General features: G+C 54.1%; 25 protein-coding genes and 1 pseudogene. 14 read left to right on the forward strand and 12 right to left on the reverse strand.

The window, feature by feature from the left end; translation table 11 throughout:
- Nucleotides 1-204: 204 nt before the first annotated feature.
- The 7 genes and pseudogenes from pncB to QMX98_RS05995 all read left to right on the forward strand — a co-directional run bounded on the left by pncB (nucleotide 205) and on the right by QMX98_RS05995 (nucleotide 9,382).
- Nucleotides 205-1,440 (forward strand): nicotinate phosphoribosyltransferase, encoded by a 1,236-nt coding sequence (gene pncB / locus QMX98_RS05965; RefSeq protein ID WP_010464157.1) that lies wholly within the window; start codon nucleotides 205-207, stop codon nucleotides 1,438-1,440.
- A gap of 4 nt (nucleotides 1,441-1,444) precedes the next feature.
- Nucleotides 1,445-1,969, forward strand: a pseudogene (nadE, locus tag QMX98_RS05970) (NAD(+) synthase); the annotation flags it as partial.
- A gap of 121 nt (nucleotides 1,970-2,090) precedes the next feature.
- Nucleotides 2,091-3,353, forward strand: coding sequence for a tyrosine-type recombinase/integrase (locus QMX98_RS05975; RefSeq protein ID WP_253148649.1), 1,263 nt, complete (start codon nucleotides 2,091-2,093; stop codon nucleotides 3,351-3,353).
- A gap of 331 nt (nucleotides 3,354-3,684) precedes the next feature.
- A complete protein-coding gene (locus tag QMX98_RS05980) occupies nucleotides 3,685-6,126 on the forward strand; it encodes a tyrosine-type recombinase/integrase (RefSeq protein ID WP_282410440.1) in 2,442 nt (813 codons plus the stop codon).
- The gene (locus QMX98_RS05985) at nucleotides 6,123-8,252 is read left to right on the forward strand and encodes a site-specific integrase (RefSeq protein WP_253148645.1); all 2,130 of its coding nucleotides are present in this window, start codon (nucleotides 6,123-6,125) and stop codon (nucleotides 8,250-8,252) included. Before QMX98_RS05980 ends, QMX98_RS05985 begins: the two co-directional genes overlap by 4 nt.
- Nucleotides 8,249-8,755, forward strand: coding sequence for a hypothetical protein (locus QMX98_RS05990; RefSeq protein WP_282410441.1), 507 nt, complete (start codon nucleotides 8,249-8,251; stop codon nucleotides 8,753-8,755). The genes QMX98_RS05985 and QMX98_RS05990 overlap by 4 nt, the downstream gene beginning before the upstream one ends.
- A gap of 66 nt (nucleotides 8,756-8,821) precedes the next feature.
- Entirely contained in the window at nucleotides 8,822-9,382 is a 561-nt protein-coding gene (locus QMX98_RS05995; protein WP_253148643.1) for a hypothetical protein, read from the forward strand.
- Between the two features lie 18 nt (nucleotides 9,383-9,400).
- Here QMX98_RS05995 and QMX98_RS06000 read toward each other — a convergent pair whose 3' ends face one another.
- Complete coding sequence (locus QMX98_RS06000) at nucleotides 9,401-9,610, reverse strand: hypothetical protein (protein ID WP_282410442.1); 210 nt, start codon at nucleotides 9,608-9,610, stop codon at nucleotides 9,401-9,403.
- Between the two features lie 264 nt (nucleotides 9,611-9,874).
- Nucleotides 9,875-10,339 carry a hypothetical protein gene (locus QMX98_RS06005; RefSeq protein ID WP_253148639.1) on the reverse strand — a complete coding sequence of 155 codons (465 nt, stop codon included), beginning with the start codon at nucleotides 10,337-10,339 and terminating at the stop codon, nucleotides 9,875-9,877.
- 477 nt (nucleotides 10,340-10,816) lie between these two features.
- On the opposite strand from QMX98_RS06005, the gene QMX98_RS06010 reads away from it, so the two are divergent.
- Together QMX98_RS06010 and QMX98_RS06015 are read left to right on the forward strand one after the other, a co-directional pair.
- The gene (locus tag QMX98_RS06010) at nucleotides 10,817-11,239 is read left to right on the forward strand and encodes a hypothetical protein (protein WP_253148637.1); all 423 of its coding nucleotides are present in this window, start codon (nucleotides 10,817-10,819) and stop codon (nucleotides 11,237-11,239) included.
- Nucleotides 11,240-11,288: 49 nt separating this feature from the next.
- Nucleotides 11,289-11,480 carry a hypothetical protein gene (locus tag QMX98_RS06015; RefSeq protein WP_253148635.1) on the forward strand — a complete coding sequence of 64 codons (192 nt, stop codon included), beginning with the start codon at nucleotides 11,289-11,291 and terminating at the stop codon, nucleotides 11,478-11,480.
- A gap of 238 nt (nucleotides 11,481-11,718) precedes the next feature.
- Here the strand turns inward: QMX98_RS06015 and QMX98_RS06020 are convergent, their stop codons facing one another.
- The 3 genes from QMX98_RS06020 to QMX98_RS06030 all read right to left on the reverse strand — a co-directional run bounded on the left by QMX98_RS06020 (nucleotide 11,719) and on the right by QMX98_RS06030 (nucleotide 13,055).
- Nucleotides 11,719-12,216 carry a GNAT family N-acetyltransferase gene (locus tag QMX98_RS06020; RefSeq protein WP_253148633.1) on the reverse strand — a complete coding sequence of 166 codons (498 nt, stop codon included), beginning with the start codon at nucleotides 12,214-12,216 and terminating at the stop codon, nucleotides 11,719-11,721.
- A 205-nt stretch (nucleotides 12,217-12,421) separates the two neighbouring features.
- A complete protein-coding gene (locus QMX98_RS06025; protein WP_282410443.1) occupies nucleotides 12,422-12,634 on the reverse strand; it encodes a hypothetical protein in 213 nt (70 codons plus the stop codon).
- 13 nt (nucleotides 12,635-12,647) lie between these two features.
- Entirely contained in the window at nucleotides 12,648-13,055 is a 408-nt protein-coding gene (locus tag QMX98_RS06030; protein ID WP_253148629.1) for a hypothetical protein, read from the reverse strand.
- A 271-nt stretch (nucleotides 13,056-13,326) separates the two neighbouring features.
- Here QMX98_RS06030 and QMX98_RS35065 point away from each other — a divergent pair, with 271 nt between their 5' ends.
- The 5 genes from QMX98_RS35065 to QMX98_RS06055 all read left to right on the forward strand — a co-directional run bounded on the left by QMX98_RS35065 (nucleotide 13,327) and on the right by QMX98_RS06055 (nucleotide 15,873).
- Nucleotides 13,327-13,842, forward strand: coding sequence for a hypothetical protein (locus tag QMX98_RS35065; RefSeq protein WP_317255250.1), 516 nt, complete (start codon nucleotides 13,327-13,329; stop codon nucleotides 13,840-13,842).
- A gap of 135 nt (nucleotides 13,843-13,977) precedes the next feature.
- Nucleotides 13,978-14,469: a hypothetical protein gene (locus tag QMX98_RS06040; protein WP_253148627.1), complete on the forward strand. Its 492-nt coding sequence runs from the start codon at nucleotides 13,978-13,980 to the stop codon at nucleotides 14,467-14,469.
- 170 nt (nucleotides 14,470-14,639) lie between these two features.
- A complete protein-coding gene (locus QMX98_RS06045) occupies nucleotides 14,640-14,849 on the forward strand; it encodes a hypothetical protein (RefSeq protein ID WP_095008122.1) in 210 nt (69 codons plus the stop codon).
- A complete protein-coding gene (locus tag QMX98_RS06050; RefSeq protein ID WP_282410444.1) occupies nucleotides 14,846-15,322 on the forward strand; it encodes a hypothetical protein in 477 nt (158 codons plus the stop codon). Before QMX98_RS06045 ends, QMX98_RS06050 begins: the two co-directional genes overlap by 4 nt.
- Before the next feature lie 140 nt (nucleotides 15,323-15,462).
- Complete coding sequence (locus QMX98_RS06055) at nucleotides 15,463-15,873, forward strand: response regulator (protein ID WP_282410445.1); 411 nt, start codon at nucleotides 15,463-15,465, stop codon at nucleotides 15,871-15,873.
- A gap of 124 nt (nucleotides 15,874-15,997) precedes the next feature.
- On the opposite strand, the gene QMX98_RS06060 is transcribed toward QMX98_RS06055, so the two are convergent.
- The 7 genes from QMX98_RS06060 to QMX98_RS35070 form a co-directional block, all read right to left on the reverse strand.
- Nucleotides 15,998-16,309 carry a DUF1652 domain-containing protein gene (locus QMX98_RS06060; protein ID WP_348967359.1) on the reverse strand — a complete coding sequence of 104 codons (312 nt, stop codon included), beginning with the start codon at nucleotides 16,307-16,309 and terminating at the stop codon, nucleotides 15,998-16,000.
- A gap of 743 nt (nucleotides 16,310-17,052) precedes the next feature.
- Nucleotides 17,053-17,403 (reverse strand): copper-binding protein, encoded by a 351-nt coding sequence (locus QMX98_RS06065; RefSeq protein ID WP_282410446.1) that lies wholly within the window; start codon nucleotides 17,401-17,403, stop codon nucleotides 17,053-17,055.
- Nucleotides 17,400-20,558, reverse strand: a complete 3,159-nt coding sequence (locus tag QMX98_RS06070; RefSeq protein WP_282410447.1) for an efflux RND transporter permease subunit — start codon at nucleotides 20,556-20,558, stop codon at nucleotides 17,400-17,402. The genes QMX98_RS06065 and QMX98_RS06070 overlap by 4 nt, the downstream gene beginning before the upstream one ends.
- Nucleotides 20,555-22,036 carry an efflux RND transporter periplasmic adaptor subunit gene (locus QMX98_RS06075; protein WP_282410448.1) on the reverse strand — a complete coding sequence of 494 codons (1,482 nt, stop codon included), beginning with the start codon at nucleotides 22,034-22,036 and terminating at the stop codon, nucleotides 20,555-20,557. Before QMX98_RS06075 ends, QMX98_RS06070 begins: the two co-directional genes overlap by 4 nt.
- The gene (locus tag QMX98_RS06080; protein ID WP_282410449.1) at nucleotides 22,033-23,289 is read right to left on the reverse strand and encodes a TolC family protein; all 1,257 of its coding nucleotides are present in this window, start codon (nucleotides 23,287-23,289) and stop codon (nucleotides 22,033-22,035) included. The genes QMX98_RS06075 and QMX98_RS06080 overlap by 4 nt, the downstream gene beginning before the upstream one ends.
- 99 nt (nucleotides 23,290-23,388) lie before the next feature.
- Nucleotides 23,389-23,730, reverse strand: coding sequence for a hypothetical protein (locus QMX98_RS06085; protein WP_282410450.1), 342 nt, complete (start codon nucleotides 23,728-23,730; stop codon nucleotides 23,389-23,391).
- Nucleotides 23,731-24,030: 300 nt separating this feature from the next.
- Nucleotides 24,031-24,237, reverse strand: coding sequence for a YHYH domain-containing protein (locus tag QMX98_RS35070; protein ID WP_348967358.1), 207 nt, complete (start codon nucleotides 24,235-24,237; stop codon nucleotides 24,031-24,033).
- Nucleotides 24,238-24,394: the final 157 nt, after the last annotated feature.

Raw genomic sequence — 24,394 nt, forward strand, 5'->3', positions numbered from 1 at the left:
GAGCTTGCTCCCGTTGGGCTGCGCAGCAGTCCTGTATTGGGGGCGCTTCGCACCCCAGCAGGAGCAAGCTCCCTCGCCACAAGGATATGCACTGTCTAAAAAATCGCTGGCAATAACTGCCTCTGATATGCGCCACTAGCCCCATTCATAGAAACAGCTGAAACGTCGCGACCACAGGCCGCGGCCCGCCTGGAGAACCCCGTTATGAGCGAGAGCGTGTTTGGCGATCGCATTGTGCAGAACCTGCTCGACACCGATTTCTACAAACTGACGATGATGCAGGCGGTGCTGCACAACTACCCGAACGTGGAAGTCGAATGGGAGTTTCGTTGCCGTAACAGTGAGGATCTGCGCCCGTATCTGGCAGAAATCCGCTTCCAGATCGAACGCCTGGCCGAGTTGAGCCTGAGCGCCGACCAGTTGAGCTTCATGGAACGCATCAGCTTCATGAAGCCGGATTTCCTGCGTTTTCTCGGGCTGTTCCGCTTCAACCTGCGTTACGTCCACACGGGTATCGAAAACGGCGAGCTGTTCATCCGCCTGCGCGGGCCGTGGTTGCATGTGATTCTGTTTGAAGTACCGCTGCTTTCCATCGTCAGCGAAGTGCGCAACCGCTATCGCTACCGCGAAATTGTTCTGGAACAGGCTCGCGAGCAGCTCTACCGCAAGTTCGACTGGTTGACCGCCAACGCCAGCAGCGACGAATTGTCCGAACTGCAGGTAGCCGATTTCGGCACACGCCGTCGCTTCTCGTTCCGCGTGCAGGAAGAAGTGGTGAACGTGCTCAAGCACGATTTCCCCGGGCGTTTCGTCGGTACCAGCAACGTGCATCTGTCACGGGAACTGGACATGAAACCTTTGGGCACCATGGCCCACGAATGGATCATGGCGCATCAGCAGCTCGGTCCCCGACTGATCGACAGCCAGATTGCCGCCCTCGATTGCTGGGTGCGCGAGTATCGGGGGCTGCTGGGGATCGCCCTGACCGACTGCATCACCATGGATGCCTTTCTTAACGACTTCGACCTGTTCTTTGCCAAGCTCTTCGACGGCCTGCGCCATGACTCCGGCGATCCGGTGATCTGGGCAGAAAAGGCGATCGCCCACTATCAAAAGCTGGGCATCGACCCGATGAGCAAGACCCTGACGTTCTCCGACAGCCTGACGCTGCCAAAATCCCTGGAAATATTTCGGGCGTTGCGCGGTCGGATTAATGTCAGCTTCGGGATCGGCACCAACCTGACGTGTGATATTCCGGGTGTCGAACCGATGAGCATCGTGCTTAAAATGGCGGCCTGCAACGGCCAGCCCGTGGCAAAGATTTCCGATGAGCCTGGCAAGACTCACTGCAAAGACCCGAATTTCGTCGCCTATTTGCGACACGTTTTCAAAGTACCTGCCGCCCTTTCCAGCACATCTGGCACCACTAGCAAGGAGTGAATTCATGCAAGCCGTACAGCGTGAGATTGCTGAGCAGCTCAAGGTTCAGCCGCCATTCGCCGACCACGCAGCCCTTGAGGCCGAGGTCGCCCGGCGGGTCAGCTTCATTCAGGATTGCCTGGTCAATTCCGGGCTCAAGACCCTGGTACTCGGCATCAGCGGCGGCGTCGACTCGCTGACCGCCGGCCTGCTGGCCCAACGCGCCATGCGTGAGTTGCGCGAGCAAACCAGCGACAAAAGCTACAAGTTCATCGCCGTGCGCCTACCTTATGAAACCCAGTTCGATGAACACGATGCCCAGGCCTCGGTGGATTTCATCGCCCCGGACGAACGTCACACCGTGAACATCGGCCCGGCGGTGAAAGCCCTGGCCAATGAAGTGGCGGCCTTCGAGGGCAAGCACGCGGTCTCGGTGGATTTCGTGCTCGGCAACACCAAGGCGCGGATGCGCATGGTCGCCCAGTACACCATCGCCGGCGCGGCGCACGGGCTGGTCATCGGTACCGACCACGCGGCGGAAGCGGTGATTTCTACCCCCCTACACTGAAGTGCACAATCACTAACGCACTCGCCTCAAGTCCATCCAGAATCTGATCCGTGAGTCATACTCCACACCAAACATCCTGAGTTGATGAGTGGGGCGTCAGATCATGAAAGTGGTTGATGTACGAGAAAAAGAGCTCGACCTTAGCAATTCAATCCTTGCCAGCGGCCCATACCGTGAGCAGTTCTTAGCTCAGCCAGAGGGCAGTGAACCAAGCGTGAAAGTGACAGGGTGCGCGTTGATCGGTAACGATGAGCAGCTTCTGCCCTTGGTGTCCTCCTACCTTTGCCGGAACTACAGAAACACCTTACTCGCGGACAAAACCGTTGTGTCCTATGCAAGGCGTATCTCTTACCTGCTAGATGACCAGAGGAGAAAGCCTGAGTACGAGACCACCGTCAGAGACGACCTCCTACTGAGTATCGGATTAGGTAATCTCGAAGTGTACTTGGGTCGTCTGGATGCTGCGGGCCTAGCCCCCAAGACAGTGCAGGGTCGAGATGCTGCATACAATCATTTGTTCAGCAACCACCTGAGCATCAGCCTTAACGATCAGCCACCTCTCCGGACTGATAATCCTTATGAGCACGGGCCGATTCGTCCTGGCAAGGCACACACAAAAGAAATCGTCCAACCGTGCAGCATGCTTGAGCTTGAACAGTTGATCTTGCATGCACACTCAGAACGAGAAAGATGCATGCTGCAGTTGATATACGACTCTGGCATTCGAGAGTCTGAGCTGCCTCATATCACGCTTCAGGACATCCGCAATGCACTTGAGTACCAGAAGCTCCAGTATGTTTCCGCTGACAGTAATATCCCGGTGAATGCGGATTACAGTCCGTTGCATATCTTGGGAAGCAAGGGTAGAAAAAATGCAAAAAAACCTAGGATAACACTCGTCAGTAGGACAACCCTGGAGCGCATCGAGAACTATCACAGAACACCGCTCTACCACCGACATAGCCAGCGGATAAGAGACCCAAGTAAGACGCCTGCGTTTTTCAATTCACATGGGAAGCCCTATACCACCAAGAGCGTTGAAAAGCTTATTGAGCGTGTCAGCAAGCGGGCCCAGAAGGCTGGGAAGACCAAGCGAAAGATCTCGGCGCACAAATTTCGTCATGGCTCGGCGTATCTCCTCCTCACAAGCCCAGATCTGGGAAAGGATTATTTCGAGCGCCTTGGAATGCTTTCGATAGGGCATGGTCACAGCCACTCCACGACATCTGAGGGCTACACCCAGATCCCTCATGACATCTACCAAAAGCTCTGCAAGCCTGACTCACTCATCAAGACCAAATGCGGAGAGATGCAGGTACTGCGCGAGCGGACGACCAAACGAATCAAAACCGGTGATAGAAAGTGATATCTCAGACCACACCCGCCAGTACAATTTTCCACGCTGAACGGATCACTTGAACAAACCAGCGACCTCGCCGCAGTCCATGACTTTCGTCCGTAAAAACTCCCCAGCAATTTCTGACGCAGTTGGGCACGACATAGCGACGAAAAGTCTGGCGGGACAACGACTTAGCTTAAGGGTATGCTAACAGGATACTCTTAAACCATTGATTTACATGGGTTTTTTACTTTAATCTGCTTGACCATCGCTTCGCTATGGTGTTCATTTCCGGCTATCAATCGGGAGGAACCCTCATGCTGCTCTGTGCCCACCTGTATGCCCAAAGAAGCCAAAAATGAGCACTACTCATCATTCGCCCGATGAGCTAGCAGCGGCTCAGGCTCGCACCGAAGCCGAGCTCCCCAGCCAAGCCAGACGCCCGAAACGTTTGAAATCCGAAGTCACTGTGGCGATTCAGACTTGGGCCACAAGGATCAAAAGCAGCCGCCAATCTCTCTTGAACGTGCAGCTTTCTCAAAGGGGAAAGCTGAGGCCGGCTTACACGTATCTCTTAAAAGAGTTGGAAACGAGCGGCAACACCTTCAACACTAGGGAAGACATCCTCGACTCAATCATCCAGCGAATGATCGAGGAAAAGATCGTGATCCCCGACCACCCCTCAATCGCGAATGAGTGGCGCCGCAAACTTCTCTGCTGGTACGAAAACCTAAGTGAGACAGAGAAGCGAAACATCCCAAGGTTCGGCAATACCATCTCGTCGAAAGCCAGCCTTTACCAGGTTGACGGCATGAAAAACCTGAAACAGGCTCGCGCCAATTTCTCCATCGTTGAACAAACCTTCCAAGAGATCCTCCTCGACCTGACGAACCTTGGCGTAATCAATGCTGATTACAAAAACGGCAAAGAGCAAGCGACTGAAGCCGGGCAAAAAAAACAAGAAGCAAAGCCAAAAGACTCTGTTACCAAGGCGCTCTCTGAGCTCCGGTTGGTCGGACTCTCGAAGTTCGGAGATCTGGCGGAAAACTCCGGTCGCCCCTTCAACAAGCTTCTGCATATGTTCGCCGCCGCGTCGATGAAGTCGAAATCCTCATCCGGCCAGCAAAACTACAGTGACGGCTTCCGGCAGATGGCTATGCATTTGACCGAGGTAGGATTCGAGGGAGGTGAGGATCCTCGTGAATATGTCACGGCCCACTACTTAACGCGGTTCAGGAAGTACCTTGTCGACCAAATGGAATCAGGCACCCTGACGTCGAATTATGCAAATGGGGTTTTGTCCGCAGTCCGCTCAATGTTGAAGCGCACTGTCAAGATTCGAGGCTTTGGCCTTACATCTTTTATCGATGTGCAGGGATTCGACACCGGTCGGCAGACCGATATGTATCGCCCTTATCCTAAGTTTACAAGAACGGCGATCCAGCAAGCCTGTGACATGGAACGGCAACAGACCAACGAGTTGGCGAAGGAGTATGTCTCCTTCCATGGCGGCTATGATCCGTTGGACGTGAATGGACACATCGTCAAAGGTCTGGCCACCTTAGAAAACGCTCGGTGGATCTTCGAGAACAAACTCGACTGTCGGCCCATCAGCAGGTGGTCGGCGGATGCTGAGAGCAAGTACGAGCAGGGCTTCGCACGTTTACTGAGAATCGGGGGGCTTGGGGTCGCGAAAACCTATGCCAGCTGGGGGGTAATCTACCAAATAACATCTAGGACGATTGCCCCTTACATTACTCGCTTGGCACAGGTAACAGGCCTTAACGCCGACTCTCTGAAGAGCCTGGATGTCGATGACTTCGTAGAGAGCCACGAACTGACCCAACGGCCTTATCTTCGGTATTGGAAAGAGCGGTCAGGGGGGGGGAAGGTTCTTCACCTTGATCTCATGTACGCGGATTGGACGTGGCTCACACGGGCACAAAGCATGGAGGTCAGGAAGATCTTCAGCGAGGTCGTTCATCTGACTCGGCACATTCGAGAGCTCGCCGAAAGCTCTGTCAAAGAAAGACTGTTCATTTACGAGTCCCAGAAACAAAGCGAATTCAGGAAGGTGAAGTCGTTCGAAAACTCCACACTTATCAACAATGTGATGAACCAGTTTGCCAGGGATCACAACCTCAAAACTGAGGGAGGTGAGGATCTGAATATCTCGGCTTCTCGACTCCGGCCCAGTCTTGTGGCGGATCTTGTTGAGCAGGGCGTCTCAATCAGGGAAATCCAAGTGATTCTTGGTCACGGATCCCACAAAACCACTATCAATTATCTCGATAAGTTGGAATTCAACAAGACGGCTCGAGAGGTCAACTCCAAAGCTCTTACCGAGATTCACAAAGGTACGATCATCCAGGATGCTAAATCGGCGACCAAGCATAAGCCAAGTACCCCAGGTACAAGTTCGTCACCGGTGATCATTAAGACGGGTTTGGTCAGTTGCAGGGACGCCCTAAATCCTCCTGATGAAATCACAAAGCTGCCGAGCTACAAAAAAGGCAGTAAGTGCTCGCTGCTGAACAAGTGCTTGTCATGCAGCAACTCCATCATCACCGTATCCAACCTGCCAGACCTATTTGCGATGCAGTGGGACTACATTTCGATTATGTCCACCAGCAATGTCGCAGAAACACCATACGGCACTGTCATCCGTGAAAATCTGGAGGTGCTGAACAGCATTCTCACGCCTTCCGAGCATGGGTTCACGGCGGAACAGCTGGAGGAGGCTCGCCGGTTGGCAGAGCACATCGTCACTAACCCGATGATTGAGGCAGTGTCCCTATGAACCTTGGATTCGATACGCTCATTTACAAGATCAAAGCGGTACGTGAGCGGTTCTTGGGCTATTTAGGCAATGAGCTCATTGTGGCTATCTCTCATTCCAACGATGGAGTGAGCGCACTTGAGTTGCTCGAAGCACTGATGAACCTTCCTGCCAGCAAGTTGAGCCTCGTGAAGCATTTGATCTGGGACTTCAACGGTGAGTCTCATATCTTGGCAAGAGACATACAGGGCTCAAAATCCCGGATTGACTTCGGAATCTATGAGAGCCTGAACAGCACAATTCTTTTCGAACTGAAGATCGCTATCCTGTGCATGTTGGAGATCCCTGGAGCCCTTCGCCATACCAAGAAGCCTAGAAGCTACAAACCCCATACCGTGTTGGATATCTTCAAATCTGTGATCCCGTTTATCAATCAGATGTGCGCACGCAAGCGAGTGGAGCATGGGGATCGCTTCTTCGAAGGATCGCATTTCAGCCTCGCAGACTTTACCGAACAAGATTACCGGACTGAGGCTGAGGTCTTCGACCGAGCATTCCGGGGAGTGATGCTCAATGGTTTCCAGGTTCTCAGGTCTCACTTCCTTGTCGAAAATCTTTTTCCCAGGCCGTTGGTGTACGTCGACCTGGAGAATCTTGGGTGGAAGCAAAACAGCGTCAAAAATAAACAAACCCGTACCAGGAGCAAATGGTTCAGCAACAAAATTTTCGAGAAGAGCTCCCGAGAAGGTTCTTTCGCAGTTGTAGATTTCCTTAAAGCGCTGAAAGAGGACATCTGGGATCAGAATACGCTGAGCCGGATCGATATGATGGGCTATGACCAGGCTAAGAAAGCCAAGATCACGCGGAGAAATTACGACATTTATGTGGCGATACGCCTGACCTCGCGCGGTTATACAGGACTCGAAGTGGAGCCTTACTTGTATAACCTAGAGCCTGTTTTTTGGTCGCCTCAAAACCTTGGCATGCTCAAGGACAAAGAAGCGCTGTGTAAATTGACTCGCGCCCCGATGGACAACGACCTGTATGAGTACCTGACACACATCAGCAACAGCGCAAGCTACATCATCGGTCAGTACACCGGTATGAGGCCGTCCGAGCTTTCCGGCTGCTTGATTGATGACTGTCTGACGGTCGACGAATTTGGACACGATCTCATCACCAGCAGGGTCATCAAAAATCGAGAGGCCGTCAGGAAGCTCTTCGACGATATGTGGGTTGCAATTCCAATCGTCAAGGACGCGGTAAAGGCACTGCAGATCTTGAACCGGTTCAAGCAGAATCCATATCTCTTCTCGAACATGAATACCATCAAGCCGGGCATGCAGCATGAGGCGAATTCGCTGAGCGGGTCAGGTCTAGGTCATCAGCTTTGCGCATTTTTGTCTAAAACCTTGACCGTCGAAGAGTATGACGAGATCGAAGTATCGCCATACACGCTCAGACATTCGTTAGCGAACCAGATGCTCAGGGCTGCCGTGGGCCTGCCGTTCATGTCCTATCAGCTCAAACACTTTGGTCACCATGCCAGCACCATCGGCCAAGATGTGCGCTGGAATCAGTTAGGCACCGTCACGATTGACTATGGCGGTATTGGTGAGGCTCTTACGTCAGGTGGTGGCCCAGATGCTCCTGGTCGAGTGCATGCCGAGACGGAATTCATCATGAATTCCCTGAATCCCGCCGGGGGTTATGCAGGCGAGAACGCTCCCGCGCATCGTGCTCGGCTTGAAAACTATTTTAAGGGTTATCTCGAGGCCGGTTATTCGAACAAAGAAATCTTTGAGCGAATGGCTGAGCTGAATTTCGCGGTAATCAACGTGGGCCAAGGCTATTGCTATGGCAACGCAACGGAGTTGGACGATCCCTCAATTCCTTGCATCGGTTCACTGCGCTGTAACCCCAACCGCTGCAAAAATGCCGTGGTGACTGAAGCTAATGCGCCAAAGTGGCAAGAAATCTACGTCCAAAATACCTTGGCCCTCAGGAGGTATGAGACAGATCCTGCTGCAGCCTATGCGGAGCTGCGAGACTTAGATGACGCTGCCTTGTCCATTGAGCAAATGAAGCTCGCAATTTCAGAGGCCAAAGGAGTGCTCCTTCAACTGGGGATCGAGATGTTGGTATGAGCAGCGCCTATGACTCCAAGAATGAGGAAAACTTTGAGGCTGTCAGTCGGGCGATTGATGCAGCGCTGGAAAAAATAGCAAAGGATCCGTCCATTCCGGCAACTATAAGCCGGCTGGCCAAGCTAGCTAACGTGCATCGGAACACCCTCTACTTCCGCCAATGGCCGAAAGCGCGAATCGAAGAGATCAAGACGAAACGTGCCCAGCAGAAGAAAGACCACGCTGCAGCAAAAGCAGCATCTGGCTCACCCGAGGAGCAGTTGGAGCGAAGCAGGCTGGAAATCATCTACTGGTTTACTCAGCTTCAAGATGCGAGGGCTGACAGTGCTTCGCAGGCGAGGACGATCAAGCAGACAGCAGCGGCGCGTGATTACTACAAGGAAGAGAATCAGAAACTGCTTCATAAAATCAACAAGATGCACCATGAGAATCAGCAGCTACATAACATGGTCGATGTATTGGAGCAGGAAATTGCCAGCGGACAACGACAGCCGAATAGATAGCTCACAGTATTCTCCCCGGTTACTACGACTCTCTAATTCAGTATTTCTGTACGGTTGAGACAGCAGATGCTCCTATTGAATCTCCTCGCAAAGCTGTGGTGCTTTATAAACCACGACCGTCGCCCTGACTGGGAGAAAGCGCGAGAACGCAAGTTCATCCTGGCAGCGAACAGCTTGAAAACCCTTTCTGTCACCGACCGGGGCGGCATGTCTATCGACCCCGAAGAGCTGCGCGACCAGATAGTCGCCTCGCGTGAGCAGTTGAAGCATCTTGTCCACAGGCCAGAAGCGCCTAGCCGATCATTTAGAGAAGTGGAAGATGCCCAGGTGGAACCGTTAGTGGGTTCCACCGTAGAGGCTCCTGTGAGCACCATGGACTGTATCGAGGTCGTGGCGTGGCGTCGGTTGCAGAGCGGCGCTACTGTGCGCTACATGTGCCTCCAGTCTACGAGTACGGGGCGATTCGCTGTCGCTACAGCCAGTCTGTTCACAGAGAACATAGAGAGTCTCCCTACTTGGGTCAACAGCAATACCAACAGGCAAATCGCGAATGCTCTACAGCTCGGTGATCTCCAGTGGTACGCGGCTGTGAGCGAGGCTATGGATGGATGGGATGCAGAGCTTTGAGGCCTCCACTCGGCATCATTACTGACGCCAAGGCCCCCACGTTGGTGGATTATCCAAAATATCAATCGACGTGCTGAGCTCGTACTGCATGCGCTCGAAAACCCTATCTAGAGTCGGATGGGCTTTTGACTCTCTCAATGTGCTCACCAGTTGGAGCAGCTCGCGGCTCTGCGCTAAGGGCATCTGAACGTCGCAATAGACTGAGTCGTCATCGTCTGTCATTCCCATCAAAAAAACCTCGCAGTATGGTGTTGGCCTCTGTTCCCACCACCGGCATTAGGCCGTGCCCCTTCGGGGAGGGGCTGTCGTAAACCGAGCTTTGGCGCAAGCGCCGGCGTCTCGGCCCTTCGGGCTTCCATCCCACACGCCTGCGCGCTCCGCTTGCCCTATCCAGCCGCGTAATTACCTAGCTTCGGATCGGGCGGTCAGACAAACTGAGCTACATCCAAAACTCACAGGAATCAGTGCTTTCGTAAGTTGAGGAGCGGTAGTTCAATCTTTGAAAAAAGCGCGGCAGGCTTCCATCAAAGCAGTCGCGTCATGCAGAGCTCGGTGGTGCCTAGTTGTTGGCAGTAGGTGATAAATGTCACTAGCCGCCTCCCGACCGACAAAAACTTCCAAAGGCTTCAACTCAAAGGTCGGGATCTGATCTGCTGCCTCATAAAGGACGTCGAACCAAAACACGTCTTGAGGTGAGTCGCTGCAAAGCACATGCCCTGAAAACAGCTGATTCATTCGTTCCGCCACGGTGTGGGGGGGATCGCCTTCCTGAAGCAAATGATCCTGCGTAAGGCCATGCATGTCTTGCGCATCGAACGACCAATGCGTCCAATAGCGGGCTGGCTTTATCAACGAACTGAACCAGGTTTCATTCGACACGACAGCCACCTCAATGGGATAGCTATCTGGGGCTATCCCTGATGCCTCGAAATCGATAAAAAAAGAAGGCCGTTCCACCTTGCTGCTCCTGTTTGAAGGTTGCGACTGTCCCTGCACAGCCGGGGAAAGACGGTCTTGATAAGCATGAAGTCGTCCCTAACAAACGGCGGGCAAGTCGTAAGGGTATGCTCGCAAGATACTGATTTATCGTCGGAAAACCAAAAAACTTACCCTTCATAACCTTGACCAACTGCACCCCATGGTCTTCATTTCTCGCAATCACCCAAGAGAGATGCTGGCATGACCTTTTCATCCTTGTTTCGCCCCGATAGCGCCCCCGTAAAACTCGATAACACCTTCAACTACCTCATGTTGAGCTCTCTCCATTGGAACGACGCCGACCTTTAGGTGATGACAAAGGCAGCCAAGCAGCGCTTCGCCGTCCTGGCCCTTCGGACTTCTATCCTCAAGCCTGCGCGCTCCGCCTGTCTAGTTGCATAACAAATCAGAAGTCCCCCCAAACAGGAGTTGCCATAGCTCCGCGAGAGGTCACTGATGCAACAGTCACCATACGTAATACATCGCGAAATCCTCCTCAACGGCATGCATGGAGCAGCCTATCTGCTGCAAGAGTTCGTCCTCTATCAGCTTGATCCCGGTAGGTACACATTCGACATTGATGAGCATCGCGGAGGGTTCGACAGCGTCCATCTTCAGATCTATCAGGATATGAAGCAGTGGTACTGGGACAACGGCCCATCAAGCGCTGGCTTCAAAGAGGTAGCCGAGGTACTTCAAGCTAGGTACACCCAGCAAGCCCAGGAGAATCTAGGGGAGCTGTATCTCCTCCAGGCGATGAAGCCAAGCAATTTTCCTGCTGAGCCTGGCGAGATACCTGCAGACTCTCATAGGCATGCAGTTGAGCGAGCTGAGCTGCTTCACAGGGAGTATGTCGGCAAAGGGTTCATCAACGAGTAGACGTAGTCTACCGTTCCCCTCCATCCAACCAGACATGGGGAAAAAACCGATGGCATGGCTATTTTGGAAAGACAAACGTCCTGCCTGGGTGCAGGCAGAAGAACGAGAGTTCATCAAAGCGGTGAATAGCCTGCAAACGCTGCAGACAACACCTCGTGGCGGGATGAGGATTGATCCTGAAGAGCTCAGGGATCAGATCCTTGAGTCACGAGAACGATACAAAGATCTGGTGAAGAGGTAGCGATGCGAAGTGTCAGCTGGCTGGGGCCTGACTAAGTTGTTCACGCAGGGGCGGATTGGTGCGTGCCACTGCGGGGAATGGTTGTCGTGAGCCGAGCCTTGGAAAGCCCACGTCTAGGCCTTTGGGCTTCCATCTTGCACGCCGCGCACTGCTTTCCATGCCCACGCACTCGAGCAATTTACTCACGCAGGACTCATGCGATCATTGATTGATCCGCACGCGCAGTTAACTCTCGTAATCAATCCCACCTCAATTTGATGCCCATCTCATGCCACGTGCTGACCTCGTCGGAAGTCATCGCTTGGATATATCGATACCCCTGCTCCCGAAAAAAGTCGACGTACTGATCCCTACAACGCAGATGGACTGACTTCTTATTGAGGTCTTCTGGAATAGACTCAAAATTAGCGATCAGCGCTTGTACGAAACGATCCCGTTGAAACAACGGATCGACTGCAATGGATCTGACGTGGATATAGGGGGCAGATGCATCCTCATTGCACTGTTCTTTGAAACCTTCTTCCGAGATGAAGTCGTCATTCGAGTGGCCAAAATGAGCAAAGCCTACGAAATTGCCTTCATGCTCATAGATGAGGAAGTTCTCGGGGGTGCGTTGAATCCAATCCTGAAAATCGTCTAGGGTAGCGTTCGCGTCGCCTGCGCAGGCTGAGCCTTCAGCGCGGAAGCAATTCACCGCATCGCCTGGGGTGGCGGAGCGGTATACGGATGCCCACATATCAGTACCTCGGTGATCCCAAAGGCCTGCATGGTAATCGGTGTGCGGATTCTTCGCATTACATCTAATTGGCCGCAATGCCCGCCGTAGAGCCTCCCTAGCTGTATGAGCAGCTGGATTTAGCTGGCAACAGATTGCCTTCGAGGCATCTCAAGACAAGGTCAGGTAGGGTAATGGCTAGCCTGGATGGAGCGTGGTGCCAGTGCTAAGTGATGCGTCGGCTCCAAGGGCCCCACGTCGGTGGATTTTCGACGATATTAATCGATGTGCTGAGCTCGTCTTGCATGCGTTCGAAGACTTTATCGAGACAGGGATGTGCTCTCGACTCTCGCAGTGCATTCACCAACTCCAGAAGCTCTCGACCCTGGGCTAGCGGCATCTGGATATCGCAGTACACCGTGTCATCGTCGTGTCCCATTCCCGTCATCCGTTCAGTCTGTTCCAGGTTTGTATTTGGCAGCCCTATGCTGCTCCAAGTGCCGCATCTCTACATCCCAACCAGCCAAGAATTTATCCCAGTCACAGGCGTAAAAACCATCTACCAGCTTGGTCGACCCTACGCTTGCCTGAAAGAATCGCTCCCTCCACGGCTGCGGGATAGTCTGCTCCAAGATGATGTCGATTCCGGAGTTGTGATGCTGCAGCGTGACACAATCCCGAAGCTGGTTGAGATCAAGTGCCTTGTCAGCATTGGGGGAATATTTCCGTTCTTGAAGGTCAAGGTCATCAAGGATGGATAAGGCATCGAACGCCTTCGAATCGCCTGGAGATATGTTCGCAAGCTTCCACAAAGCCTTTCGTCTCTTGGCCTCCAGTTCGCGGAGTTCATCGTCGGGCATTTGAGTTACCTCTTGTTGGCGTTGATGACGTGCCGCCTGCGGCGTCAGGCTGCTGTGAATCGAGCCCCGCCAAGGCGTGTCTCGCCCCTGCGGGCTCGCATCCCTCACGCCTGCGCGTCCGCTTGCTTGGTGTCTGAGCCTATGTGAAGCATAGATCGCAACGCATCCTACCCTCATGATTCGGAGCTCGGCATCGCTATTCGAAGCGTTCTGTTATCGTTCTAAAAGTAATTTAGTCGCTCTTAGTCATCAGCCTTCTGGGGAGCCGGGAATGGACACAACTCGACGCGTACCAGGCAGAGCCTACCAAAAGGTTCGCGATCCTGAGCGTCTGCTCATTGAAGAGCGCGCCGAAGCTCTATCTGCTGCAGGCTACCCGCTGCCAGCTGATGATCCGGCTATGTACGCTGAGCAAAGGCTAGAAGAGGCCAGAGCGGCAGCTCGTTCATCTCAGGTAGGTAGCCGCAGCGTAAGCACTGCGGCTGAGCTCTCCGCGAGAGAGGTATCCCAGGTGCTGAGGGAAGTGATCTTCGGTCGAAGCGTCATGAGTAAGGTTGGTCAGCAGGCCTGGGCTCACGTCTATTCCAGCCATTTCCAAGTCGATGTCGATGGATGGCGAATGTCGATTTACAACGACTGCGATCAGCTCGACTACTGCGAACAATGCGTCAGTCCGGATGGACGGCGGTGGTCGTTTGACTCGGGAGATCGCTTTGGCACAGATCCCATTGCGCTGCTAAGCACTTGGGAACATCAGACACTCGAACAACTGTTGAAAACCTTGTAGGGCAATTTCATTTCAGCCTTTCGTTACGATAGATAGGGGTCGTCGTAATCCCCTCTAAGATTTTATGAAAATTAAACGTGAGCATGCCTCACCTTTCACAATGTTATTGGCGCAATCGCTAGCACGGAGCTATTTATGTGGATTTTGAACTCGGGGAGGAAACATTTTTTAGAGTTTCTTCGCAATACGTCAATTCAGTTTTTCCTTATGGTGCTGGTTGCCATATCCGCAGGAAAAGCTAATACGCTCATAGCAAAACAGCGCTATGGCGACGCAGCCACCATGGGGTTGATTTGCTTCCTCATATTCTTGTTACTTTATCTGGCTGCCCACGCCAACATTAAAAACTTCTTTATAGAGTTTAGGGCTGGGGCAACCCCCGGTCTTGATCCGTATGTTAAGAGTTTGGCTGGGCAAGACCTCAAGCGTAAGAATCGTCTGACTTTCGCTTATCTACTGAAATACGGAAAGTCAGCTTTCGTAGAAGCATGCGTGCTGGTAATAGGTATTTACTTTGTCATGATATTCGGATTTTTCTATTCCGTTGAAAATGCACAAAGCTTTATGACTAAGGAGGACGGCAAAGGCGCTGCCCTAGTTAAAACGGGTCGCCTTGAAGAAAAATAAAATATAGCGATGAGTTCGGGTGTATAGCATTCCATGGCACGTCTTCGATTTTTTTGGACGGAACGTTGATAAATGCGGGGTACATACGGCCGTGTTCCACGGCTTAAATTGCCCGTCTTACCTTCGTCCTTTCCGCTGCTATGCTGGTTTTTTGACTAATAGAGACGTGCATCATGACCGAATACTCGCTATCAGATGTGCTGGAAAGGATGTACCAAAATCAGCTCGCTCTCGAAGCTGCGCTCATGGAGCTGACCCTCCAGGTGGAAGCCCAGGGACATGCGGAAGTGGGCGACAACGTCCGTGGTGCGCTTTACACAATTGGTGAGAACGCTGGTCATATCAAACAGGGGCTGGCCCGGCTCAAAAAGCTCCCATGACCCAGCCGCTTTTTGATTTTGATCTCAAACGCGTTTCCCGCACGCACTACATCACTGGCAAGGCTGCGATCAACTTTCCGCACGCTGGAAGCACTACAGGTGGGTGGCATTTCTTGTCGTACTTTGATCGAGAGGCTGGGGTCGTCAAGGTGTCGCTGGCAGGCATCCACTATCCTGACACTACCAGTTTTTTCAGCGACAAAGGCATCGTTGACGTCACTGCGCATATGGCGAGGCTTGGCTGGTCTGTAGAAGGTCGGCAGCTTTACATGGCGGATCACTATCGAGCCACCGCCGACATGATCGCGAAGTGGACACTGAGCGAGTCCGAGCACTGCAATGTTGTGATTAATGAGTGGTTCCCATCCCCATCAGAGAAACAACGACTACTCGAGATACTGGAGGCGGCAAAGCCCAAGCTCTTCAAGGTTGGCAGGCTGCACAAAGTGGAGGCTTGGATAAGCTCGCAGTAAGGGCACTACCACGTTCCTGAAAGCAGCCATCAAGTCGGTGCTGGTATCAACATTTGACGGTCTGGGCAGAACTCGAGTTTGCTAATAGACTCGGAATGACTTAGGAAACGCTGGCTAACAACCGACTGAGGACATTGAAATTGAACGTAAATTGGGAAGGGTTGTTACCGATCCATGGAGAAATAGTCGTCGTAGAAGACGATCCAACGTTACGGCTGCTCATGGCAGATATCGTGTCTGAAATCGGTGCAGCCGTACGGCAGTTCGACACAGCCGATGATGCCCTAACCTACCTGCTTAAAGCTCACTCCAAATGTCGCTTAGTGATTGCTGATCACGGCGTGCCGGGGCAGGTTCAAGGGACTGAGTTTGTGGAAATGGTGAAAGGGAGATGGCCCAGCATTGAAGCCATTCTGACCTCTGGTTATGCTCTTGACCCCGTGACCATTCCATCCGATACCATTTACCTGCACAAGCCTTGGTCTTTAGACGAGCTAGTCATTTCAGTAGCCTCCCTGCTACAGCCTGGTCACCCAATCAGCAAATCTTAGGTCTGTCATTTCTTGAGTAACCTAAGCTCACTGTCCGAATTGGAGCAAGCATTCCTCGAATGCCTGTACCCGCCAAAAGACCATGCACTTAACATCGCGTAGGATCCGGACTCGTCTACGATTACTATTTCGAAACGGACTTTTCCCTCCCGGCCTCAATACTATGCGCTTCGGAAAACCTCACCGTGCGTTCTGCCATTTCGGCTCGCAGCTCACCTACCAAATTCCTAATAGCTCGACTAGAAGTCAGGCTGGCGGTTGTAACCGAACTGACTAAAAGATCAATACGGCCCGACGTAGGCTCAAATACCTTGATCATTAACGATTCATCAGGATTGACCACGGTCTTGTGCTGGGAGGTTCCGTTAGGATGCATGGATGATTCAGGATTAGAGGAGAGGCGGACACCACCTTTACGATTCGTTTCGCCGATCATCTGCGGAAGATTGGTGATGCTTTTGCGAGAGTGATATATGCCTGAGCACAGTCTTGGATTCTCGCTCCGACAGTGCGTTTCTAAAGGCACTCCAAGTTCCGTCGCTGGCACTCAGCCCCAGCATCGTCTCGGGCCTCAAAGGTAGTCGGTAGGCGTTTTTTCTCTTGGTTGTCGTAGATATTGAAACCTATCGGAGCCGTTTGGCAGTAGAACCGCGATCCATTACGTGTAGATCCGGTTTCGACGGAGATTGCAGGTACAACAACAAATCTCGAAATCATCTGCTTGCCCTCTCCAATGATCCCTCACTATTAGCGGCTATAAGCCACCACAGCAAGTGTTCTTCATCAGTTCCCGATGACCAACACGAGGCCTAGGAGCTGCATCTCTCGTAGAGCCATGGCAAGTCTTCCTAGTTAACCTTGAAACTCATGGGCGATGTGATGGCGTGCCGCCTTCGGCGGAAGGCTGTCGTGAACCGAGTCACGGCGAAGCCGCGTCTCGTCCCTGCGGGCGTCCATCCGCACGCCTTCGCGCTCTGCTTGCTTAGCTCGATGAGCTGAGAAGCTGATCACCGCTTTCGAATCCTCAAAGTGTCAAAGCTTCCCCACAAGGTTAAATCGAGCAAATACTGGGTAGAAGATGCGACTCGCTTTGGTCAAATGGATCAACCCGCTCAGCCCATAGGGCTCAAGGTACTACTGGCCCGACAGAGCGTGCCAGTAATCCTCATCCTCACAGTCTTATTTTTTAATCGAGACAATTGCGGCTTTGCCACCCTCAAGCCTAAAGGAGAACGAAACAAGGTCTCCGACCACCAGCCCTGCCAGCTGGTTCTCCGTTGCGGCGAAAGCCATAGTCATTGGCGGCCACTGCACGGCAGGAACCGCTCCGTGGGAGATGGTCACCGTATGCTTCGTAGGATCGATAGCCTTGATCGTTCCCTCGGCGGTGGCCACTGGAGCCTGCTTTTTTTCCTGCTTCATCTGCATGCCCTCCATTCCGTCCATTTTCATACCCGGCATATCCTCTGCGTGGGCAGAAAGTGAAAGCGCAAATACGGTGCTCGCAACTGCAGTCAGGGTCAGTTTCATACGACTTCTCCTTGAGGAGTAATGGGTGCAACTGAAAGGTGCCGGCGACGCATTAGGCGATAGGCTGCCGGAATGACAAAAAGGGAAAGCAAGGGTGCTGTGACCATGCCGCCAACCATGGGCGCGGCAATGCGGCTCATCACTTCGCTACCAGTCCCGCTGCCCAACAAGATGGGTAACAAGCCCGCAATAATGACGGCCACGGTCATGGCCTTAGGTCGAACTCGCTGCACAGCACCTTCACGAATCGCCGCAACCAGTCCGCGCTCAGTGCTGTCGCCGACGTCTTCACGTTCGGCCCAAGCGTTCTTCAGGTAGAGCAGCATGATCACGCCGAACTCGGCAGAAACCCCGGCCAAGGCGATAAAGCCGACTCCGGTGGCGACCGACAGGTTGAATCCCAATAGATAGAGGAACCATGCTCCACCGGTCAGTGCAAATGGCAGAGTGGCCATGATCAATAGCGCCTCATCGAAGCGGGCGAAAGTCAGGTAGAGCAGAACGAAGATGATCAACAACGTGGCAGGTACTACCAGTTTGAGGCGTGCGTTGGCCCTTTCGAGAAACTCGAGCTGTCCTGAGTAGCTCAGGCTCATGCCTGGCTGCAGCTTGACCTGTTCATTGACGACCCGACGCAGGTCGGCGACAACCGAGGCAATGTCTCGCCCCCGCACGTCGATATACACCCAGCCTGAAGGCCTTGCGTTTTCGCTCTTGAGCATCGGCGGCCCGTCGCTGACCTTGATATTCGCCACCGTGCCAAGGGTGATTTGGCTGCCTAGCGGGGTGTAGATTGGCAACTGCTCCAGGGCGCCGAGCGAGTCACGCCACTCACGGGGGTAACGGACGTTGATCGGGAAGCGTGCAAGCCCTTCAATGGTCTCCCCGACGTTTTCGCCGCCGATAGCGCCGGCCACGATGGACTGCACATCGGCAATATTCAGTCCGTAACGGGCGGCGGCCTTGCGGTCGATATCCACGTCGATATAGCGGCCACCGGTCAGTCGCTCGGCCAGAGCCGAACTGACACCGGGCACATCCTTGGCCACGCGCTCGACCGCCTGAGTAGCGGCATCGATCTCCGTCAGGTTGGTGCCGGCGACCTTCACTCCAATGGGACTCTTGATACCCGTAGCGAGCATATCGATACGGTTACGAATAGGTGGTATCCAGATATTCGTCAGCCCCGGGACTCGTACCACTCGATCCAGTTCTTCCACCAACTTCTCCTGGGTCATGCCTGGACGCCATTGCTCATGTGGTTTGAACTGGATGGTGGTTTCGAACATTTCCAGCGGTGCCGGGTCGGTGGCGGTTTCGGCACGACCGGCTTTACCAAAGACGTGTTCGACTTCTGGTACGGACTTGATCAAGCGGTCGGTCTGTTGCAGCAGTTGTGCCGCTTTCTGCGCCGACAGCCCTGGCAGAGCGGAAGGCATATAGAGCAGGTCGCCCTCGTCCAACGCGGGTAGAAACTCGCCACCCAAACGCGACATTGGCCATAGCGCACTGACAAAAACCAATAGCGCCACCAGTAACGTGATCTTTGGTCGACGTAAGACCGCGTCCAGAGCGGGCTGATAAATCCGAATCAACCACCGGTTCAATGGGTTCTGTTGTTCACTGGGAATTCGACCTCGAATCCAATAGCCCATCAGCACTGGCACAAAGGTCACTGACAACCCCGCCGCTGCGGCCATGGCATAGGTCTTGGTAAAAGCCAAAGGGCCGAACAGCCGTCCTTCCTGAGCTTCCAGGGTGAACACCGGAATGAACGACAGGGTGATGATCAACAAACAGAAGAACAGCGCGGGGCCTACCTCTGCCGCCGCTTCGGTCATTACATGCCAATGACGTTCACCCTTCAGTTCTTCCCCCGGATTGGCCGCGTGCCATGCCTCAATCTTCTTGTGGGCGTTCTCGATCATCACCACGGCGGCATCGACCATCGCGCCGATGGCGATGGCAATCCCGCCCAAGGACATGATGTTGGCGTTGATCCCTTGGTAGCGCATGACGATGAAGGCAATCAGCACCCCAACTGGCAGCGAGATAATCGCCACCAGCGATGAGCGCAAGTGCCAGAGAAAGATTCCACAGACCAACGCGACGACGATGAACTCTTCGATCAGCTTGTGGCTGAGGTTTTCAACAGCGCGGTCAATCAGCTTGCTGCGGTCGTAGGTGGTGACGATTTCCACCCCGGTCGGCAGACTGCTTTTCAGTTCGTCGAGTTTGGTCTTGACCGCCGCAATGGTCTCGCGAGCATTCTTGCCGCTGCGCAAAATCACCACACCGCCGACGGTCTCGCCTTCGCCGTCGAGTTCTGTAATGCCCCGCCGCATTTCCGGCCCCAATTGAATCGTGGCGACATCGCCAAGGGTTACCGGCACACCACCCGCACCCAACTTAAGCGGGATCGCCCGGAAGTCATTGAGCGTCTTCAGGTAGCCCGAAGCGCGCACGATGAACTCGGTCTCTGCCATCTCCAGCACGGCACCACCGGTTTCCTGATTGGCCTTACCGATGGCGTCGGTCACCTCAGCCTGAGTGATACCGAGGCTGGCCAATTTCAGCGGATCGAGCTGCACTTGGTACTGCTTAACCATGCCACCCACGGTGGCCACTTCCGCAACGTTCGGCAGGGTCTTGAGTTCAAACTTGAGGAACCAGTCCTGAAGAGCGCGGAGCTGTGCCAAATCGTGCCCGCCACTGCGATCCACCAGTGCGTACTGATAGATCCAACCTACCCCCGTCGCATCCGGCCCCAACGCCGGCTTGGCGCTGGCCGGCAAGCGGCTTTGTATCTGACTCAGGTACTCCAACACCCGCGAGCGAGCCCAATACAAGTCAGTGCCGTCTTCGAACAACACGTACACGAAGCTATCTCCGAAGAAGGAATAACCGCGTACCGTCTTAGCGCCCGGCACCGAGAGCATGGTGGTGGCCAACGGATAGGTCACCTGGTTCTCGACAATCTGCGGCGCTTGCCCCGGATAAGGGGTGCGGATGATCACCTGAACATCGGAGAGATCCGGCAGTGCATCGATGGGCGTGCTCTGTACCGACCAAATGCCCCAAGCCGTGACAAACAGCGTTGCCAGTAGCACCAGGAATCGGTTGGCCACTGACCAACGAATGAGGGCCGCAATCATGGCTGGCCCCCCGATTTATCCAGGCGCTCAACACGCAAACCATCATCGGACTGGCTCACCGCGATACGAACCTTGTCACCCGCTTTGAGACCCTGCATCAGCGACGGATTGGCGAGTGGAAACGTCATCGTCATGCCAGGCATGCCGAGTGTCTTGAAGGGGCCGTGGGCAAGCGTGACTTCTTTATCGTTGATCTCAACGATCTGCCCATCCGCTTCATGAAAGCTGGAGGCTGCTGCGCTGGGTGGTGACTGTTCCTCCGAGCTTGCAACAATGCCCTTAAGACTGGCCTCCGAGTCGAGCAGGAACTGACCAGAGGTAACCACCTTCTGGCCTTCTTCCAGCCCCTTCAATATCGCCGTTTTGCCATCGCTTTCCTGCCCGAGGTGTACCTCCACGGGACGGTAGCGACCAGCGTCTTCGGCGAGCATCACCAGGGCTCGTCGGCCAGTGCGAATCACCGCCTCACTCGGCACCCACAATACACTTTGCTCGGTCGAACGATTCAGGCGTACCTGCGCCGTCAAACCCGGTCTGAGGCGCCCGTCCGGATTGGGTAACTCCACACGCACCCGAAGGGTGCGGCTGTCCGGATTGGTTTCGGGCAAAATCGCGCCGACCTTGCCACTGAGTGTTATTCCTGGGAAGGCTGGCAGACGCGCTTCGACCGCCTGCCCCACGGTGATAGCTCCGGAATCAGATTCTGGAACGGCCACGGCTAGCCAGACACTGCTCAAGCCATTGACGCGTGCCAGAGTGTCGCCAATCGCCACGGTCATGCCCGCACGAACATTCAATTCTTGCAGCACACCACCAATAGGGCTGGTGAGCGTCAGGTAAGGCTGAACCTTACCGCCACGCTCTACCTGAGTAATCAGTGTTGCCGGCATCCCTGTGAGCCGCAGTCGCTGGCGGGCCGCAGCCAACAGGTCAGCATCCCCATTGCGCTTCAGCGCAAGGAACTCTGTCTGGGCGGCTGCCCACTCGGGCACCAGGATATCCGCCAACGCCGCGTTGGCTTTGAGTACATCGCCGGGAGCGTGGGCATAGACCCGCTCCACAAAGCCCGTGGTGCGTGCCTGAATCACCGCGACATCGCGCTCGTTGAATCCCAAGACTCCTGTGACGTCGAGACTGGAATCAAAGATCCCACGGGTGACAGTTGCAAAACGCAGACCGAGATTCTGGGTAAGACTCGGATCGATACTGACGGTCGCACGATCCCCTGCGCCACCGGCGTACTTAGGAACCAGTTGCATGTCCATGAAGGGGGACTTACCCGGCTTATCGAATTTTTGCTGCGGGTACATGGGGTCATACCAATACAGAGCCTTGCGTTCGTCAGGTGAATCGAGGCTCTGCTCCTGGGCAGAACTGGATGCCCCATTCATGCGCTGTTGAGCGAACCAGTAACCACCGGCAATACCGAACGCCAGCGAGATGCCTACCAACAATGCCCCGTTCCATTTAAGGTTCATTGGCTGGCCTCCCCATAAGCGAAATACAGACGCGCACTGGTCAGCGCACGCTGCTCTTCCACATCGATCTGCTTGAGACGGGCCTCGATAAGCTCGCGTCGGGCGGCAACAACGGCGTTTAAATCGCCTTTGCCGGCACGGTAACTAGCCATGCTGAGTTCGACCTTTTCCTTGGCCAGCGGCAATAGGCTTTCCTGGTTTCGGCGCACGGCACGATTTAGGCGCTCATAGTCAGCCAGTTCAGTTTCCAATTGCTGGGTGTGCTCGCGAGACAGGGCTTCGCGCTCGGCCTCAAGCTGGTTGAGTTCAGCCTGCTTGGCTGCGATTTTGGGGTTTTGGCGCGAGTCAGGAAGCAGCGGCAGATCCCATGAAAGTTGCACGCTGACCATGTCGCCGAATTGTCGGCCACGATGCTGATAATCGAGCTCCCAACTCCAGTCCGACTGCTTCTCCGCTTCTGCTTCACGAACCTTGGCTTGCGCTTCACGGGTCATCGGCGCAAACGCTGCCAACTCGGGATGGTGTTGCAGTTTATGGGCGTAGCTTGAGGTATCGACGGGCCATACAGGCAAGCTGCCCACAGGCTTGTCATTGGCGGCGGAGCCAATCCAGCGTTTGAGGGCCGCTCGGGCCTGGGCGCGCTCACGAATCAGGTCGTCCTGTTGCTCTGCCAGTTGGGCTGCTTCTTGTTTGGGTGTCACCGCTTCAGCAGGTTGAACGCGGCCACCGGCAATTTGAGCCCGGACGGTATCGGTTAGGAGACGATTTTCTTTGTAGAAATCCTGGAACAGTGCATCTTTGCGCTCAACCGAGTAACTACTAATCCAGGCCAATGCCGTGGCCTGGCGTACCTTCAGACGTTCGACCCTACGCTCCGCAGCAGCGCGATCAACGGCAGCGTCGGCGACCTCGATGCGCGCTTTGCGCTTGTCGCTATTGGGCATCTCCTGCCTGACCCCGACCATTTGCATGGTCATGAAGTCCTGGTCGATACTCCAACGATCCGGGCCGCCGATGGGGTAGTTCTGCACGCCCACCAGGAGCTTGGGATCAGGTAATTCGCCAGCAGGGATGGCTGCATTGCTGGCAGCCTGAATTTTCGCGTCTTGTGCGGTCAGCGACGGCGCATTGTTTTCTGCCAGCCGCAACGCTTCATCGAGCGTCAATGCGGCAGCGAAACTCGGCAATGCCAGCACGCTTGCCGCTAGGCCGGCCACGAGAGACCAGCCTGTGCAATTGCACTTGGAGTTCATGTTTACGATTCCTGTAATCATCCACTGCACGCGTCAAAAGACATGCGCGCAGCTAGTCCATCCCGCTAATGCGGAATGAGGCCCAATGTGGGACAGGAATCAAACGCGGGGCGGTCGCCATACCCCGGACGGGGTCTGTACAGGTAGGGAGTCGCTGATGAGGGAAAGCACTACGGGGCTGAGCACGGTTACAGGAGGCTTGAAGCTCGAGACTTGCAGCATGCCGCCCGTCTTGCATTCCTGGCCCGGCTTGCAAGGTTTACCGTGCTCGGAAGGGCTTTTCATGTCGTTGCAGCAGTCCATCCCCATGTCGTCCATCATCGCCATGCCCATCGTCTTCATTGGGCAAGGTTCTGTCGGTGCCTGAACCCCCGCCATCCCGCTGAGGGGAAGCGCCAAGCTAATCATGAAGATGATGCAAAACCGCAGATAGCGTTTCATGGTCTGGAGTCTAGTCGCTGCAAATGGCTCTTACAATTGGAAGCGGTCGACCCAATAGGCCTGCCAAAGGTGATAAAACAAATCCTAAGTTAAGCCAACATTACTGACGCGAAATAAAGTTTCTGACACGCAGTTTCTAGATCTGCAAGTGGTTAAAAAACGATCAAGGCATCACTCAAGCCAATCCAGCCGAGACGCATTACTTCGCCTGCACAGTTGCGTGGCTAGGTTAACTGGCCTCCACAAATGTGAAGAAGCCAGCTTGCATCAAAGCCCAGCCTCAAGCTGGGCTTTTGCCGTTTAGTGGCAGTGGTAGTCGTTCGTTTTATGGTTGCGATGGCAACCTTTTGAATCAGTACCTCCGCTATGCGCGAAGGCAGCAACGGACGAAATCGAAAGTAAAGCGGCGATCAAAAGGGCAGACAGTTTCATCAGGGCTTGCTCCATGCTCATTTTTATACTTGTGAGACCTCTCACGCATCGCAGCGTATGGCCAATTGCCTTCATAGGGCAAGCAACTTCCTCGCCGCCTCCCTGACATTCGATGAAAGGCTATGTGCCTATTTCTTGAGCTACTACTGGCTGTAGTTTAGGATGGCCCTACATCCCCCTAGGGGGGATATAGCATCATCTGTAAACGAGAAGCTCGTCGCTCTCTTTCTTC

The sequence above is a fragment of the Pseudomonas sp. PS02303 genome (genome assembly GCF_029959925.1).
Classification (GTDB): Bacteria; Pseudomonadota; Gammaproteobacteria; order Pseudomonadales; family Pseudomonadaceae; genus Aquipseudomonas; species Aquipseudomonas mandelii.

Bases quoted from the DNA above. Each gene is read 5' to 3' on its own strand.
- pncB (WP_010464157.1), top strand. From the start codon at position 205: ATGAGCGAGAGCGTGTTTGGCGATCGCATTGTGCAGAACCTGCTCGAC.
- QMX98_RS05975 (WP_253148649.1), top strand. From the start codon at position 2,091: ATGAAAGTGGTTGATGTACGAGAAAAAGAGCTCGACCTTAGCAATTCA.
- QMX98_RS05980 (WP_282410440.1), top strand. From the start codon at position 3,685: ATGAGCACTACTCATCATTCGCCCGATGAGCTAGCAGCGGCTCAGGCT.
- QMX98_RS05985 (WP_253148645.1), top strand. From the start codon at position 6,123: ATGAACCTTGGATTCGATACGCTCATTTACAAGATCAAAGCGGTACGT.
- QMX98_RS05990 (WP_282410441.1), top strand. From the start codon at position 8,249: ATGAGCAGCGCCTATGACTCCAAGAATGAGGAAAACTTTGAGGCTGTC.
- QMX98_RS05995 (WP_253148643.1), top strand. From the start codon at position 8,822: ATGCTCCTATTGAATCTCCTCGCAAAGCTGTGGTGCTTTATAAACCAC.
- QMX98_RS06000 (WP_282410442.1), bottom strand. From the start codon at position 9,610: ATGGGAATGACAGACGATGACGACTCAGTCTATTGCGACGTTCAGATG.
- QMX98_RS06010 (WP_253148637.1), top strand. From the start codon at position 10,817: ATGCAACAGTCACCATACGTAATACATCGCGAAATCCTCCTCAACGGC.
- QMX98_RS06015 (WP_253148635.1), top strand. From the start codon at position 11,289: ATGGCATGGCTATTTTGGAAAGACAAACGTCCTGCCTGGGTGCAGGCA.
- QMX98_RS06020 (WP_253148633.1), bottom strand. From the start codon at position 12,216: ATGTGGGCATCCGTATACCGCTCCGCCACCCCAGGCGATGCGGTGAAT.
- QMX98_RS06025 (WP_282410443.1), bottom strand. From the start codon at position 12,634: ATGGGACACGACGATGACACGGTGTACTGCGATATCCAGATGCCGCTA.
- QMX98_RS06030 (WP_253148629.1), bottom strand. From the start codon at position 13,055: ATGCCCGACGATGAACTCCGCGAACTGGAGGCCAAGAGACGAAAGGCT.
- QMX98_RS35065 (WP_317255250.1), top strand. From the start codon at position 13,327: ATGGACACAACTCGACGCGTACCAGGCAGAGCCTACCAAAAGGTTCGC.
- QMX98_RS06040 (WP_253148627.1), top strand. From the start codon at position 13,978: ATGTGGATTTTGAACTCGGGGAGGAAACATTTTTTAGAGTTTCTTCGC.
- QMX98_RS06050 (WP_282410444.1), top strand. From the start codon at position 14,846: ATGACCCAGCCGCTTTTTGATTTTGATCTCAAACGCGTTTCCCGCACG.
- QMX98_RS06060 (WP_348967359.1), bottom strand. From the start codon at position 16,309: ATGATCGGCGAAACGAATCGTAAAGGTGGTGTCCGCCTCTCCTCTAAT.
- QMX98_RS06065 (WP_282410446.1), bottom strand. From the start codon at position 17,403: ATGAAACTGACCCTGACTGCAGTTGCGAGCACCGTATTTGCGCTTTCA.
- QMX98_RS06070 (WP_282410447.1), bottom strand. From the start codon at position 20,558: ATGATTGCGGCCCTCATTCGTTGGTCAGTGGCCAACCGATTCCTGGTG.
- QMX98_RS06075 (WP_282410448.1), bottom strand. From the start codon at position 22,036: ATGAACCTTAAATGGAACGGGGCATTGTTGGTAGGCATCTCGCTGGCG.
- QMX98_RS06080 (WP_282410449.1), bottom strand. From the start codon at position 23,289: ATGAACTCCAAGTGCAATTGCACAGGCTGGTCTCTCGTGGCCGGCCTA.
- QMX98_RS06085 (WP_282410450.1), bottom strand. From the start codon at position 23,730: ATGAAACGCTATCTGCGGTTTTGCATCATCTTCATGATTAGCTTGGCG.
- QMX98_RS35070 (WP_348967358.1), bottom strand. From the start codon at position 24,237: ATGAAGGCAATTGGCCATACGCTGCGATGCGTGAGAGGTCTCACAAGT.